The sequence below is a fragment of the Haloarchaeobius amylolyticus genome (assembly GCF_042678045.1).
Lineage (GTDB): Archaea > Halobacteriota > Halobacteria > Halobacteriales > Natrialbaceae > Natrinema > Natrinema amylolyticus_A.
The window spans coordinates 524,950-539,201 of sequence record NZ_JBHUDI010000001.1 but is presented as its reverse complement, the minus strand read 5'-3'; the positions used below and the strand labels follow the sequence as shown (position 1 = coordinate 539,201).

At 64.3% G+C, this 14,252-nt stretch carries 16 protein-coding genes; 6 read left to right on the top strand and 10 right to left on the bottom strand.

The genetic code is table 11. From position 1 onward, the window contains the following. Positions 1-1,411: 1,411 nt before the first annotated feature. The gene (locus ACFR99_RS02745; protein ID WP_390284134.1) at positions 1,412-2,803 is read right to left on the bottom strand and encodes an NAD(P)/FAD-dependent oxidoreductase; all 1,392 of its coding nucleotides are present in this window, start codon (positions 2,801-2,803) and stop codon (positions 1,412-1,414) included. Positions 2,804-3,011: 208 nt separating this feature from the next. On the opposite strand from ACFR99_RS02745, the gene ACFR99_RS02740 reads away from it, so the two are divergent. Together ACFR99_RS02740 and ACFR99_RS02735 are read left to right on the top strand one after the other, a co-directional pair. After that, the gene (locus ACFR99_RS02740) at positions 3,012-3,986 is read left to right on the top strand and encodes a D-2-hydroxyacid dehydrogenase (protein ID WP_390284132.1); all 975 of its coding nucleotides are present in this window, start codon (positions 3,012-3,014) and stop codon (positions 3,984-3,986) included. Positions 3,987-4,200: 214 nt separating this feature from the next. Next, entirely contained in the window at positions 4,201-4,632 is a 432-nt protein-coding gene (locus tag ACFR99_RS02735) for a universal stress protein (protein WP_390284130.1), read from the top strand. A gap of 9 nt (positions 4,633-4,641) precedes the next feature. Here ACFR99_RS02735 and ACFR99_RS02730 read toward each other — a convergent pair whose 3' ends face one another. From ACFR99_RS02730 to asd, 3 genes are all read right to left on the bottom strand, one after another. Beyond that, positions 4,642-4,950 carry a HalOD1 output domain-containing protein gene (locus tag ACFR99_RS02730; RefSeq protein WP_390284128.1) on the bottom strand — a complete coding sequence of 103 codons (309 nt, stop codon included), beginning with the start codon at positions 4,948-4,950 and terminating at the stop codon, positions 4,642-4,644. A 53-nt stretch (positions 4,951-5,003) separates the two neighbouring features. After that, the gene (locus tag ACFR99_RS02725) at positions 5,004-5,648 is read right to left on the bottom strand and encodes a helix-turn-helix domain-containing protein (RefSeq protein ID WP_390284126.1); all 645 of its coding nucleotides are present in this window, start codon (positions 5,646-5,648) and stop codon (positions 5,004-5,006) included. A gap of 76 nt (positions 5,649-5,724) precedes the next feature. Beyond that, positions 5,725-6,759 (bottom strand): aspartate-semialdehyde dehydrogenase, encoded by a 1,035-nt coding sequence (gene asd, locus ACFR99_RS02720; RefSeq protein WP_390284124.1) that lies wholly within the window; start codon positions 6,757-6,759, stop codon positions 5,725-5,727. Between the two features lie 262 nt (positions 6,760-7,021). Here asd and ACFR99_RS02715 point away from each other — a divergent pair, with 262 nt between their 5' ends. After that, a complete protein-coding gene (locus tag ACFR99_RS02715) occupies positions 7,022-7,279 on the top strand; it encodes a hypothetical protein (protein ID WP_390284122.1) in 258 nt (85 codons plus the stop codon). Between the two features lie 181 nt (positions 7,280-7,460). Here the strand turns inward: ACFR99_RS02715 and ACFR99_RS02710 are convergent, their stop codons facing one another. From ACFR99_RS02710 to ACFR99_RS02695, 4 genes are all read right to left on the bottom strand, one after another. After that, positions 7,461-7,652 carry a 30S ribosomal protein S17e gene (locus ACFR99_RS02710; protein ID WP_254523680.1) on the bottom strand — a complete coding sequence of 64 codons (192 nt, stop codon included), beginning with the start codon at positions 7,650-7,652 and terminating at the stop codon, positions 7,461-7,463. 245 nt (positions 7,653-7,897) lie between these two features. Continuing rightward, entirely contained in the window at positions 7,898-9,127 is a 1,230-nt protein-coding gene (locus ACFR99_RS02705; protein WP_390284120.1) for a cation:proton antiporter, read from the bottom strand. A gap of 216 nt (positions 9,128-9,343) precedes the next feature. Then, on the bottom strand, positions 9,344-9,937 hold the full coding sequence (locus ACFR99_RS02700; protein ID WP_390284118.1) for a DUF447 domain-containing protein: 594 nt from the start codon (positions 9,935-9,937) through the stop codon (positions 9,344-9,346). After that, entirely contained in the window at positions 9,934-10,785 is an 852-nt protein-coding gene (locus ACFR99_RS02695; RefSeq protein ID WP_390284116.1) for a triphosphoribosyl-dephospho-CoA synthase, read from the bottom strand. Before ACFR99_RS02695 ends, ACFR99_RS02700 begins: the two co-directional genes overlap by 4 nt. A 138-nt stretch (positions 10,786-10,923) precedes the next feature. On the opposite strand from ACFR99_RS02695, the gene ACFR99_RS02690 reads away from it, so the two are divergent. Beyond that, positions 10,924-11,268, top strand: coding sequence for a cupin domain-containing protein (locus tag ACFR99_RS02690; protein WP_390284114.1), 345 nt, complete (start codon positions 10,924-10,926; stop codon positions 11,266-11,268). A 40-nt stretch (positions 11,269-11,308) separates the two neighbouring features. Here ACFR99_RS02690 and ACFR99_RS02685 read toward each other — a convergent pair whose 3' ends face one another. Both ACFR99_RS02685 and ACFR99_RS02680 read right to left on the bottom strand, forming a co-directional pair. Further along, positions 11,309-11,827, bottom strand: a complete 519-nt coding sequence (locus ACFR99_RS02685) for a DUF7122 family protein (protein ID WP_390284112.1) — start codon at positions 11,825-11,827, stop codon at positions 11,309-11,311. Beyond that, positions 11,824-12,735, bottom strand: a complete 912-nt coding sequence (locus ACFR99_RS02680; protein WP_390284110.1) for an RsmB/NOP family class I SAM-dependent RNA methyltransferase — start codon at positions 12,733-12,735, stop codon at positions 11,824-11,826. Before ACFR99_RS02680 ends, ACFR99_RS02685 begins: the two co-directional genes overlap by 4 nt. A gap of 169 nt (positions 12,736-12,904) precedes the next feature. Between ACFR99_RS02680 and ACFR99_RS02675 the strand changes: the two genes are divergently transcribed. Both ACFR99_RS02675 and ACFR99_RS02670 read left to right on the top strand, forming a co-directional pair. Beyond that, complete coding sequence (locus tag ACFR99_RS02675; RefSeq protein ID WP_390284108.1) at positions 12,905-13,651, top strand: proteasome assembly chaperone family protein; 747 nt, start codon at positions 12,905-12,907, stop codon at positions 13,649-13,651. A gap of 56 nt (positions 13,652-13,707) precedes the next feature. Then, the coding region (locus ACFR99_RS02670) for an amidase family protein (protein ID WP_390284106.1) at positions 13,708-14,252 on the top strand (545 nt) is incomplete at its 3' end.

Below are 14,252 nucleotides of genomic sequence, written 5' to 3'. Positions count from 1 at the left end.
CTGGAGTGGGCGACCCTCTGGGAAACTCGTTTCGCCGCCTCCACTCATACTTCACCCTCCACAGCCACCGCTCTAGCACTGGTTGTGTGGGGTTTTCTGCATTTAATACTCAACCACTACCCAGTGACCGCACTGACTACCACACTACTAAAATGGTGTACAGCAGTCGTGTGATCGATGTGTAATTCGTTTCAGTTGTCACTATAGGAGTTCGCGACATCCTCAAATTGACCAGCCTCGAGTGAGATGTCTCTCCGGATGAGAGAAAGTGTACGCCCGGAACACTAACGTCCAGCCTCATCCCGTGGCGGCATGCCGCGTCGGCTGGCTAACCCTCGTGCCGGGCGGGAGAACGCGATGCGTTCTCCGGAGTACTACTGTCGCGTGCCCGGGTTCGCCGTGCTGTCATCGCACCCGAATGGGTCTGCTCGGACGGGGACTAAAGGCACGCAGTCGCCCTAAGAACGCGGCCCGTTTAACTCTTGCAGGCTCGAGTCGTCCTCACCCCGCCGCGTGTGACTACCGTCGCGATCACACACGAGTTCACTGCGGGTGAGCAGCCCGGGTTCGGGGGCAGTGACACCCGTCCCCTTCGAGTCACTGGTTGTCGGTGTCGGGAAAGTCGTCGAGTGACTCGAGTCCCGTTTGTAGACAGGGCTCGTAATCTTGGGGACGGGAGGTTCCGGAGCGGTGTTATCGTAGCCGTCAAATATCGATCGAGGCTGAAACAGATACAGGAATGGACATGCACTCTTTTTGATGGTCGCTGAACTTCGTGGGTGCTACCAGGGTTTTTCGTCGCTCGCTGTGGTAGAGGGGGCCCCCGAGGTGGCGCTGTGGACAATAATGACAAGCAACGCGCGGCGGCGAAGTGCGACCACTGCGGAGAGATCGGTATTGTCCAGATCTGGCCCGATGGTAGTCTCCAACCGCTTGGTCAGTCGACGTTTTGTGACTGCGAGTCGTCGAAACTTCAGGTGATCGAGACCGATCCAGATGAGTTGTCATAACTCGCTAATCGCCGTGCTCGAGGGGCGCGTACGTGCAGTGGAAGACCCGTTGCTAATCACTATAGTAGCTACTGAACGTCGCTGTACACCCGATCGCACGACGGGAGTGCGGTTCGGAGCGACGACGTGACGAGAACCGCGGACTGTGCGATCGGTGTGGAAATCGGTTCAGTTGGGACTCTAGTAAGTCGGTGGTAGTGGACACGAGCAAGTCCAGTAGTGACGGCGACGAGTAGGGACTGGTTTTGGCGGTTGTGGCCAGTGCGCGCTACAGGGACTCTCCCTTCGTTCCACGCCGTCCTGGAACCGATCACGGCGAATCATCCGTGAACTGTCGGTACAGTCCAATTGGGAACCGGTACACGGTCGACACAGCAACGAAAGGCCCGACAGCTGTCGTCTCAGTAGAAGTAATCGGCTTCCGATAGCTGGACGTAGCGGCCGTCACGGAACTTGAATTTGCGTCGTTTGTACGCCGCGAGGATCTTTGCGGCGTCGAATCCGGCAGTGTATCGCTTGCTGATCAGGACGTTGTCGTGGCGATCGCCTTGCATGTCGGAGATGGTGTCGAACGCCCAGTTCCAGTCGTCCGGGCCGTAGTCCTCGACGATGTCAGCAAACGCGACATTACGAAGGATTTCGTCGCCGACTGCGCGTTTCCAGACGTCGTTGTAGTTCTCGAGCGAGTCCGTTCCAGCCAACCGGCCAGCGATTTTGCCGGTGCGAACGGCGACGTGGTAGCCGCCCTCGTGGAACGCCGAGGTGGTACCCATCGCGCCACCGACGACGGCGATGTTCGCGCCGACGGGTGATTCGATCGGTCGCGTCGACGAGATGGGGTAGGTTTCCGTCCCCTTTGACTTCCCACGGTCCTCGGCGCGAGGAATGTCTTCCTCGATGTCGTACTCGTCGCCGTACTCCTGTTCGAGCAGGCGGCGGATGTACTCCGCACCCGACGGGATTTTCTCGTCGTCGGGCCGCAAGAGTTTGTAGCTGCCGGGGTTGTCGACGTCCTCGAGATCCATCCCGATCGGCATCGTCAGTCCGACCCGAGCGACGGTGCCGTCGTTCGGGAAGACCCACGGATAGGCGGTCTCGCCGGGCATGTACCCCCACCAGAACGTGAGGGTGTCCTCGAACTCGGCGAACAACTCCTCGGGGAACTCTCGGTACTCCTGGTAGGCGATGTGGTTGGCCTCCGGCGGCGAGAGATAATCGGAGACGCTTCGGCCGGGTGCAGTAAACTGGTCGAGCGCCTCGAGCGTGATCCGTCGCTGGGGGCCATCCGCGAGGACGACGTACTGGGCCTCGAGTTCGTCACCGTTCGAGAGCGAAAGCGTGTGGGTCGGTCCGTGTGAACTCGTTGCCCGGAGGTCGGTCTCGAGGGCTTTGACGCCGACGCCGACGCGCAGGTCGGCACCGGCCTCGGTCGCGCGCTCGTAGAGCCAGTCGTCCATGCGTGCGCGGTGGAAGGTGTAGCCGAACTTGGGATAGCTGGCGTCCATCCCCGTCGTCCGCAACTCGACGGCGCTGTTCGGGCCGATGAACTCCGTGGCCTCGAGTTCCTGGAGGATGACGTCGTCGGGAATCTCCCGGTAATCGAACCCCATAATGTCGATCCAGTAGTCGAGCATCCCGGCGGCGTCCGTCGAATCCGGACCGAGTTCTTCCCGATCCTCACGAGGGACCCCCTGCTCGAAGAGCACCGTCTCTGCGCCGTGGGCGGCAGCCTGTTCGGCCGCGGACGCGCCCGCGGGGCCACCGCCGACGATCGCGACGTCTACGCGTTCCATACGCCGTTTGGACTCAGTGAGCCATTATAAAAACTGCGAGGGACAGTTTCGACCGACTGCGTCGGGGTCAGTCTCCCGTCGGATCGCTTGCCAGACAACGGGCTGTGGGCTCCACCCCGATCATGTCTCGAGTGCGAGTCCGATGGGTTCGAGTGCTCGAGGTGCCGCGAGACGAACGCTTTTGATCGCACTGGACGAGGGCACCATCATGAGCGATGCTACTGCGCCGGACGTGCTCGTACTTCGGAAGGGGACTCACGGGATTCCGATCGAACAGTACGCCGATGCCATCCGCGATCGACTGCCGGGTCACACCGTCGACCTCGCGCGCACGCCGTCCGAGGAGCGCGAGGCGATCCAGGATGCGACGTTCGTCACCGGCATGACGCTCGAGGAAGAGCTCCTCGAACATGCTGAGAACCTCTCGGTCTTCGCCTGCGCTTATGCGGGGACTGGCCATCTACCACTCGACGAACTCGAGAGTCGGGGTGTCACGGTAACCAACGCCTCGGGCGTCCACGGGCCGAACATCGGCGAGCACGTGCTGGGGTCGATTCTGTCGTTCACGCGGCGGTTCCACGTCGGCGCGCGCCGTCAGCGTCGTCGCGAGTGGCGCCACTACCGAGCCCACGAACTCCAGGGGTCGACCGTCACCGTCGTCGGACTGGGCGCGATCGGGCAGGCGGTCTGTGAGCGCCTCGAGCCGTTCGGCGTCGAGACGATCGGCGTTCGCTATACGCCGTCGAATGGCGGGCCGACCGACGAGGTGATCGGCTTCGAGGGCGAGGCGTTCGATGACGCGCTCGCGCGCACGGACTACCTCGTGTTGGCGTGTCCGCTCTCGGAGACGACCCGCGGATTGCTCGATCACGAGGCGTTCGTGACGATCGATCCCGATGCGGTCGTGGTCAACGTCGCCCGCGGGCCGGTCATCGAGACGGATGCGCTGGTCAAGGCACTGCGCTCGAACTGGATTCGCGGGGCCGCCCTGGACGTGACCGATCCCGAACCGCTGCCGGAGGAGCATCCATTGTGGACTTTCGAGAACGTTCAGCTCACGCCCCACAACGCCGGTCACACGCCGAAGTACTACGACCGGCTGGCCGACATCGTCGCCGAAAACGTTCGCCGGATCGACGAAGACGGCACGGACGCCAGCCTCGAAAACCAGGTCCTCCCCTGATATGGACTACCGTCAGTCAGTGCCGGTAGGACCGCGACCGTCCTGCGGGCCCACACCGGGGAACTCGTGACAGCAGACCGTATGAGTGGTGGCCGAGCGTTTCCAGCTGTCCAACGGCCCCACTCACATCGACTCACTTTTTTAGCGCTCTCCTGCGAAAGACGGGTATGGAACTGCCACCAATCGACGGACTCGCTCGATCGGGAGGGGGCCGATGACGCTCTCGCTCGACGGGACGATCCTCGTCCCTGTCGCCGACCCGGACGACGGTGAAGAAACGGCGACAGCGCTCGCGCCGTATCTTGCCCCCTCGAGTACGGTGCTCGTCGTCAACGTGATCGAGAAAGCTGGCGGTGCACCTGACAAGGCCTCGGTCGAACAGCGGGAAGAGTATGCACAGGAAATCTTCGAGCGTGCCCGCGGACCGCTCGAGGACCGTGCTGGAACGGTCGAGACGGCGATCCTCTTCGGTACCGACGTCGTCGAGACGATCTTTGAGGCGGCGGTGGAGCGCGATGTCGACGCCGTGGCCTTCGAGCCTCGTGAGCAAAGTCGGTTCGTGGAACTGCTTACCGGCAACGTTGCCCGACGGCTGGTCAAAGAAGCCTCGGTCCCCGTGGTCGCACTGCCGCGAGTCGACGACTAGTCGGAAGTGTCACTGCCGGTCCGCAAGTTCGACTCGTCCCGTTTGATCGACCTCGACTCGATAGTCGGCGTAGACGAACGTCACGCAGCCGGCAGTCCGGCTCGTCTCCCCCGTGGACTGAAACAGCGAATCGAGGGCGGACGGATCGATCACGTCGTACAGCGGTCCGAACTCGTCTGCGAGCTCGAGTGCATCAATTTCGTGTTCCGCTGCGATCGCTTCGATGATCGCTTCGCTGAGCGGCTGCTCCGGGCGGGCCTGATAGATCGCTGGTCCGTTCTGCGGTCGCGACCCGTCGGTAGCGGTTTTCGTTTCCATACGCTCCGTATCGGTGCAAGGAGGGAAATGACCCCGATTGGATAGTCAACGATTTAAGACGGGGTCTGCTCCTGGAGCGTACTCCGAAGCAGGTTGGCCTGTCCGCGCCGGAGGCGAGCGGACAGCGCCTGGTCCGAAATGCCGAGTTGCGCGGCGACGTCCGATAACGTCGTCTCCCGCGGCACGGCGAAGTAGCCCGCCTCGAGGGCGACGAGGAGTGCCTCTTGCTGTCGCTCGGTGACGTCGTATCGACCGCCGGCGTGAGCCGACTCGCTGAAGATCCGCTGGATTCGAAACGGGATATCCCGCTCACGACAGGCGTCGCGATACGCGAACAGCTCCGATCGCGTCGGGATGCGGGCCCGGATCTTCGTCTTGTCCCTGACGACGATATCCAGATACGCGATGTCGTACTCCGCCGCCGTCGGATAGATCAGCTGGCTTTCCCCGTGCTCCGATAGCGTGGCGCTGTAGAGACGCCGCTCACCCGGCTTCTCGAGAAGCGCGAACTCGCGAACGGTGTCGTCGGCGTTCAATGCGTCGTCGACGCGCTCGAGTTCCTCACCGTACACCCAGAAGATGAGTTTCGTCTCGTCCGTCGCCGACCGAAAGATCTCTTCGACTTCGATTCGCGAGACGGCCGCGACTGTCCGGCGGAGAAGCGGCGTCGCGATTTCGAATTCGGCGATGAGGACCATACGCTCTCGTCGGCGTACGTCGCGGATGGTTGTTAACAGTGTGGGCTACGCTGGAAGCGCTCGCGTCGAGACTGCCTTAGAGGTAGCCGTTCTCGAGCAGCAGTTCGCCGTTGAGCACGCTCGCGCCGGCTGCGCCGCGCATCGTGTTGTGCGCGAGACAGTTGTACTGCAGGCCGAACGTCGACTCGCGAATCCCGCCGGCGGCGATCGACATCCCGTTGCCGAGAGTGCGATCGAGGCGCGGCTGTGGCCGTTCGGGGTCCTCGAAGACCTCGATCAGCTGGTCCGGCGAGGAGTACAGGTCGAGGCTCGGGTACTCGCGCATGGCCTCGGCAGCCTCGTCGGGAGTGAGGTCCTCGGCGGTTTCGACGAACACGTTTTCGAGGTGGCCGTCGATCGTCGGGATGCGGTTACACGAGGCGCCGACCTCGACGTCGTTGAGCGAGAGTTCTGCGCCGTCGAAGCTGCCGAGCAGTTTCTTCGATTCGGTCTCGAGTTTGTCCTCTTCGCCGCCGATGTGGGGGATGGCGTTGTCGATGATCTCCATCGAAGTGACGCCGTCGTAGCCAGCGCCGGAGACGGCCTGCAGCGTCGCGACGTGGACCTTCTCGAGGCCGTACTCCTCGAGGGCGGCGAGCGTGGGGACGAAGGTGATCGTCGAGCAGTTGGGGTTTTTGACCATCGCGCCGTCCCAGCCGCGCTCGTCGCGCTGGACCTCGAGCAGATCGAGGTGGTCGGCGTTGACCTCGGGGATCACGAGGGGGATGTCGTCGGCCATGCGCCCGTTCGAGGAGTTCGAGGAGACGACGTAGCCGGCCTCACAGAAGCCGGGCTCGACGGCCTCGCCGACACTCGAGGGAAGCGACGAGAACAACAGGTCGACGTCGTTTGGCACGTCGTCGGGGTCGGTCGCCGTCACGGTCATGTCGGCGACGTCGTCCGGGATGGGACTGTCGACGCGCCACTTCGCGGCCTGTCGGTACGTCTTTCCGGCGCTTGCGTCGCTTGCGGTCAGTGCTGCGATCTCGAAATCAGGGTGCGGGTCGAGCAACTGGATGAGTCGCTGTCCAACGGCTCCGGTCGCACCGAGTACGCCTACTCGTACTGCCATTTTCCGCCACTCCGAGTCGTGTCCGCAAAACCGTTTGGGTTTTCGGTAGCGCATGTCAGCCGACGGAATTACTCGAGTGGCTGGCCATCGGTGGCGACCGAGCACGGTGCGGTGGCCGACACCGTACGGTCATCGACACGGACGCGCCGTTACTGTGGGTTCGCTCCTTCGGATAGAAGATATTAAGAAACGGGAGCAGTACCTAGCAACCGATGCACTACCGACAGGATCGACGCGAGGCCACCGGCCAGAGGTGGTTCCGATGACGAGTTCGACCGCGAGTTCCCGTTCCGGGGGATTGCTCGAGACACCGTTTAGCATGGGTGCGACGGCTGTCGCAGCCATCACCGCATTGCTGTCCGTTTTCATCGCGTGGCTCGGCTTTACCGGTGGCGTGTTCCCGGGGATCGGCTACCAGCTCGACATCTTGACCGGGGCTGTCGCGCTCGTGTTCGGGCTCGGCATCGCCATCGTGGCGCTCACCGCCGCAGCCTACATGGAGCCCGGATTCGGCGAGTAACGCGATTTTCGACGCCATCCGGTCAGTAACAGTTTCTCGACTATCGGCACGTTTCGAGGTCTCTGTATCCCATCGCTCGTCGTCGATCCGTGACGTGTCCGTCCGAACGGACGAGTTGGTCTGATTGCTGTCGCTGTTTGACGAGCGGCTATGAAGTAACGATCTGTCTACGAAGACTGGCTTACGCAGGCACTTCGGCGCCTTTCTTTCGCGTCACGTATCCCGCGATCCGGTTGCGAACGCCCTTGGAATCGACGTTGGTGAGCTTCTCGACGCTTTCCTTGTTCTGTTCGAAGTCGGTCGTGAACGCCTCCGGGTACCGCTCCAGGAGGAGGTTGCCGGTCTTCTTGACGTAGGCCGGTTTGATTGCCATACAGGGGCTTCCGTCTAGAGGCCCTTATAACGCACCATTTCCACCGATTGGCGACCGTGGGGAGTGGGCCCGTTTCGTCGGAGCACGCCGAAATCGTTGGTATCGAGACTGTTCAATCACATGATCGTGAGTTTTTGCGGCCTATCTCCCGCGAGAGTCGCGGTTCTGGGTTTCACGTCGTGTGGCCAGCGACGAGCCGGCTCCGACGGGTGACGGCTCGCCCGACGACCAGACTCGAGGACGTCCTACTCCTCTGTCTCGATCACGCCGAACGCGGCGGCGATCTGTCTCGCAAAGCCCGCCTCGATGAGATCCGTGACGAGGATGACGAGAAAGACCGTCCCGAGCAAGAGATTAGCGCCTGCGGGATCCGATGGCGGTGTGTTCGTCTGCAGGCGGATCGCAAACAGGGTCGCGACCGAGGCGGGGATAATCCCGCGCGGGCCGACGAAGCTGATGAACAGCCGCTCGCGGACCGGGAACTCACCGTCGGTCGTCGAGAGGAAGACGACCAGCGGGCGGAGCACCACCGCTACCACTGCGACAACCCCAAGCCCCGCGATCCCGAGTGCACGAAGCACAGCGAACTCGAGCAACGACGCGAGCGTGATGAACACGAACGAGAGGACGAGCAGCGTCACGTCCTGATTGAATTGCAGGATACTCTCCCGATGGGGCAACTCGAGGTTCCCGAGGGTAAAGCCTGCAGTCGCCGCGGCCGCGACGCCGGCCTCCGAGAACACCGAATCCGCGATCGCGAAGGCCACGACGGCCCCAGAGAGCGCGAGCAACCGGGCCGTCTGTGGTGCGGCCTCCGCCGGAAGGGCGACCCGCGTGAGGAGATACCAGATGACGATCGCGATCACGAGGCCGGTGAGGATTCCCATCCCGAGGCGCTCGACGAACAGGAAGACGAACCCTCTTGGCGCGAGTTCCTGGGCCGTCATCGCCTTGAAGAGGACGATCGCGAGGATCGCGGCGGTGACATCGTTGACGATCCCTTCCGTCTCGAGGGTCGTCGCGACGGCGTCGCGGACGGGAACTACCGCGAGGATCGGTGTGATGACCGTCGGCCCGGTCGCGACCAATAACGCGCCGACGAGAAACGCGATCTCCCAGCTCGCATCGAGGAAGAGCCATACGGTCAGTGCGGTCCCGAGAAACGACAGCGCTGCGCCGATCGTGATCAACCGCCTGGCCGCCCGCGGTGCGGTTCGGACGGTCTCGAACGTGAGCCGGAACGATCCCTCGAAGACGATGATGGCGACGCTCACTCCGACGATGGTCGAGAGCGCGTCGCCGAAGGTGTCGGGTGTCACGATGCCGAGTCCTTCGGGGCCGATCGCGATGCCCGCGACGATCAGAAACAACACGCTTGGAACGCGGTATTTCGCGGCGAGAAACTGGGCCGCGGTACCGAACCCGACGATGGCCGCGACGAGTGCGATGAGCTCGAGGTCGACGTGGATCGACACCGGCTCATCGACCTCCCGAACGAGGGCCCTCAGTTCGACCCGAGACGAACGACCTGCCGATCCACCCGCACTGGTCGGACATCACGACCGACATGCTGCGGTGTATCACGCCGACCGACAAAATCCACCACCCTATCGAAGTCGCTTCCTGCTGAGCGGTGCCACCGCAAGTCGATCGTCATCCTCACACTCGAGTGGTGTGTTCACCGCCGTGGCTCACCACGACGAGTAGTCGCGGACGCGCTCGAGCGCTTCGCGCTCACGCGGCCCGCCGGCGCGGTCGACGACCGACTCGAAGTACGTCAGCCGGTCCCGGAGTTCGGCGTCGTCGTACGCAGGTACCCCGAGCCGCGAAGCGGCGACGGTCGCCTCGACGACGGCCCCGAACCCGCGGTCGATCGTGGGCACCGTCTCGCGTTCGACGCCCGACTCGAGGGGCCGGAGTTCCCATTCTTCCCACTCAGTGTCGCCCTCGTTGCCGGCGTCGACACACTCGACGGCCACACGGGCCCAGGCGCACGCCGACTCGAGGATCGGCTCCTCGCGTTCGACGATCGAGAGCGCGGCGTCGGCGAAGACGACGGGATCGTCGATAAACTGGACGTAGCCCTCGCTCTGCCGGTGGAAGTTCCGGCGGGTGCGGGTGTTGCCCCACGTCCGCGCGGTGACGGGCTCGCCGGCGTGGAGCCCGAGCGGAGCGGCGTTCCACAGTTCGTTCGGGCCCAGCGTGGTCACGACGGATTCGGTCACCCCGGCAAGCGAGACGGGCCACGCCGCCATCTCCGCGTCCGCGCGTCGCTCGTCGCTCATACGGTGATCGCCTCGTGCTCGAGGGCGATGAATAGCCCGGCCGCGGTGATATCGGCCGTCGTCCCCGGATTGATCCCGCGCTCGACGAGGTCGTCCGCGAAGGCCTCGACTGCGGCCGGGTCCGTCTCGAGGGCATCGGCCGCGACCAGTTCACCGGCCCGCTCGGTCACGTCCCGCGCGGTCGCCTCGTCGTGGCGCGTCGCGACGAGCGTGTCGGCCCGTTCGGCGAGCAGGGAGAGAAAGACAGCCGCGGTGCGGTCGGATACTGGGCCGTCGGCCTCGGCGAGTCGCTGGGCTGCCACAAAGGAGCGGTCGAACCCGCGGACCCACTCGCGGGCGACGTCGTCGCCCGGGACGCTTCGCTCCATGAGCTCGAAGAGGGTCAGCCCGTGTTCCTCGACGGCCGGGACCGCGTCCGAGCCGCGGCGCACGTCGAGGTCGGCCATGTCCGCGGGCGGGTCGGCCACGCCCACGTCGACGTGATCGAACGCGCGGTAGAACGCCGCCGTGTCACCGACCGTCGTCTCGCGGACGACGGCTTCGGCGACGGGCTGGGAGAGGTCCTCGCGAGCGGCCCGAACGAGCGGGACGAGCAACAGGAGCGCGCCGAACTGCGTGTTGTCACCCTCCTGTGTGGCCATCCCCGCGACGGCCCGCTCGAAGGCCGGTCCCACTGCAGCCCCGTCGGCCGCTAGCTCGAGCCCCTCGCGGGCACCCACCGCTCCAGCGAGGAAGTGTTCGAACCGTAGCTCCGCGAGGTCGCGATGGCGGTCGACGTTGCCCGGTTTGGGCGTGCCCGCCACCTCGAGGAGCAGTGCCAGTTCCGCGTTCGCCGCTGGCGATCGCATACGTCCCGTTGTGTGCTGTGGTGGCTTATACTGTCGGACACTGGGCCGTGCAGGCCCGATCTATCGCAACGCCTCTCGTCACCTGCAACCGTGACTCGTGCCCCCCGAAGTTAAGTTTCGAAACGAAGAGATCCGGATATGGGATACGATACCGCAGCCAAGATCGATCCCGAATCAGTCATCGACGAGGAGTGGGGCGGCATGTGGTTCCTCAAAGAGCCCCTCGCAACCGACGAACTGGGAATCACCGTCCTCGAACTCGAGCCCGACGGCAAGGGGATGGAACACGACGAGACCGACTCCGGTCAGGAAGAGGTGTACTACGTCGTCGAAGGTACAGTCGACATCGAGTTGCCCGACGCCGACGAGACGGTGACGCTCGAGTCCGACGAGGCGATCCGACTGGACCCGGACGAAACGAGACAGATCCACAATCGCGGCGACGAGCGCGTGAAACTCGTGCTGGTCGGCGCGCCGCTGTAGTCCCCTCCAGTCGCAATCACTGTGCCGGTCGGCGTGGCTGCTATGACTCGAGGTCGCGCTGTCGGCCCTTTGGCACCATCGAGCGGAGCTCGCCGTGGACGTAGAGGCCGATGCCGAGCGGCTCCAATTCGCCGGCGACCTCGTGGGCGGCGATGAGATATCCCCAGTCGCCGTCCCAGTCGAGTTCCTGATCTTCGCCGGTTGCGAACCGGCGGGCCTGCTCGCGCTCGAGGTCGATCACGCAGTCGGTCGCGTGCCGGCCAAAGCGCTGGACGAAGTCCGTCGTGGGCTTCCAGTGTTCCTGTCGGGTCCGGAGGCAGGTCATCCCGATCGCCTCGATCTCGATGGGCGTCGGCGCGTCGCCGGCGTAGACCCAGATCTTGCCCGCGCCTTTCTCCCAGAAGGTGTAGTCGTCGAAGGTTGCAGGCGGAATCCCGAACCGATCTTCGAAGTAGTCGACGACTTCAGCGCGTGTGGCTCGTCCCTCGACGGTTCGCTCCGCGTCGGTCGCGGGCAGCCGGTCGAACTGCTGGCCGTCGTTCGTTCCCTCGTCACTCATTCGGCGGTCACCTCCAACTTCGCGACAAAGAAGCCGCCGGTGTCGTTCTGGTGGGGATAGATCCGGGCTGCCTTCTCGAGGCTGTCGTCGTAGGTTTCGCCGTCCCACTCGGTCAGTCCCGACGAGTGCTCGAGCCCGAGATCGAAGTCGACGACGCGACAGGATTCGGTCTCGAGGGCGTGTTGAACGACGGCCTCGTTTTCCTCGGGGGCGAAGGTACACGTCGAGTAGACGACCGTGCCACCCTCGCGGGTGGCCTGGATCGCCCGGCGGATGATCCCCTTCTGGATGCCCGCGACCGAGGAGATGTGGCCTTCCGACCAGTTGTCGAGCGCGTCGGGGTTTTTGCGGATCGTGCCCTCGCAGGAACAGGGTGCGTCGACCAGCGTCCGGTCGAAGGCATCGAAGTCAAAGCGTGCAAGCGAGTAGTTGCGCGCGTCCGCATTGGTCACCGCGAGGCTGGTCGCGCCCAGCCGCTCGGCGTTGAATCGCAACGCCGAGATCCGCCCGAGGTTGTTGTCGTTGGCGACGACTGTCCCGCGGTCGTCCATCAGCGCTGCGAGCTGGGTCGCTTTCCCACCTGGCGCGGCGCAGGCGTCCCAGACTCGTTCACCCGGTTGGGGATCGAGGACGACTGCCGGCACCGCCGAAACCTCCTCCTGACCGTGTGTCCAGCCGTGAAAGGAGGTCCACGTCGATCCCGGCGAGTCGGTCTCGAGGTCCAGGACACGGGGGTTCCAGTCGGCCTGTTCGTAGCCGACGCCCTCCTCGTCGAGGGCCGCGAGCGTCCGCTCGACCGAGGCCTTGATCGTGTTGACGCGGACGGCGTTGCCGAGCGGCCGCCTGCAGGCCGCGAGAAAGGCGTCGAAATCGTCGATAATCGACTGATACCGCTCGAATGGCTCCATTGGCCGCGAGTTCGGGGGCCCGGCGCTTGTGGGTTTCGAAGCGTGCGGAATCGGCTTCGCCGTCGGCCGCCATCAGCGGTGGTCGGTCACGCACCGTCTGCAGGTGCGCAAGCGGAAACCGAGACCGTGTTCCACCGATTTTATGCGGACGACAGCCGTCGGTCGTCGTATGGCTGAAGTTCGCTTGCAGGGTTCGGAAGCGGAACTCGAGAATCCGACGCTCGTCGAGGGATTTCCCGGCGTCGGCCTCGTCGGCAAGATCGCGACCGACCACCTCATCGAGCATCTCGACATGCGCTACTATGCGAGCGTTCACTGTGAGGGACTCCCCCGGATCGGGATCTATCGGGGCGGCGACCGGACGGTCCGACCGCCGGTGCGACTCTACGTCAGCGAGGCTCACGACCTGCTTGCCCTCCGGAGTGATGCGCCGATCAGCGCTGCAGCGGTCGCGGAGGTCGCCGACTGTTTGACCAGTTGGATCGTCGAACAGGATGCGACACCGATCTATCTCAGCGGCCTTCCCGCCGACCTCGACGACGAGGACAGCCGTGATCTCTACGGCATCGCCACCGGCAACGGCGAGGAGCACCTCGAGACGGCTGACATCGCGATGCCGCCCGAAGACGGCGTCATTACCGGCCCGACGGGGGCGCTCATCAACAGCGCTGCACGGGAGGACATCGACAGTGTCGGCCTCGTCGTCGAGTGCGATCCGCAGTTTCCTGACCCCAGAGCCGCGAGCGTCTTACTCGAGGAAGGCATCGAGTCGATCGCCGACCTCGAGGTCGACGTCCAGGACCTCGTGACGAGTGCCGAGGAGATCCGGGCGAAACGGGAACAGTTGGCCCAGCAGATGCAAGCGATCGCCCAGGAGGAGAGCTCGCAGGCCAAGCCGTTGCGGATGTACCAGTAGCTGCGTTCACGACGATCACGACAACGCATATCTCGCTCGCGTGTCGTTCTAGGCGCATGGCACGCGATCCGGCTCTCACGCGGCTTTCTGCGACCGAACTCTCGACTCGAATTCGAACGGGCGAGGTCACGGCGACCGCGGCAGTCGAGGCCCACCTCGAGCGAATCGACGACTGCGACGACGAGATCAACGCCTTCGTCACGGTCTGTCGGGATGCGGCGCTCGAGGCCGCCGCGGACGCCGACCGCGCGCTCGAGGCCCAATGCACCTCGGTGAGCCGCGCAGGGAGCGAAGTGACACACAAGACCGGCGAGAACGTGGGGCCGCTACACGGTGTGCCGGTGGCGCTCAAAGACCTCGGCGCACAGAAAGCGGGCGTCCGCCACACGTACGGGTCGGCGCTCTTTGCGGATCACGTCGCCGATCGGACGGCGGCGATCGTCGAACGTCTCGAGGACGCCGGCGCGATCGTGATCGGAACGACGAACACACCCGAGTTGGGCCACAAGGGGACGACCGACAACGAACTGATCGGCTCGACGGCGTCGCCGATCGACACCGACCTGAACGCCGGCGGCTCCTCGGGTGGGTCGGGGGGGGG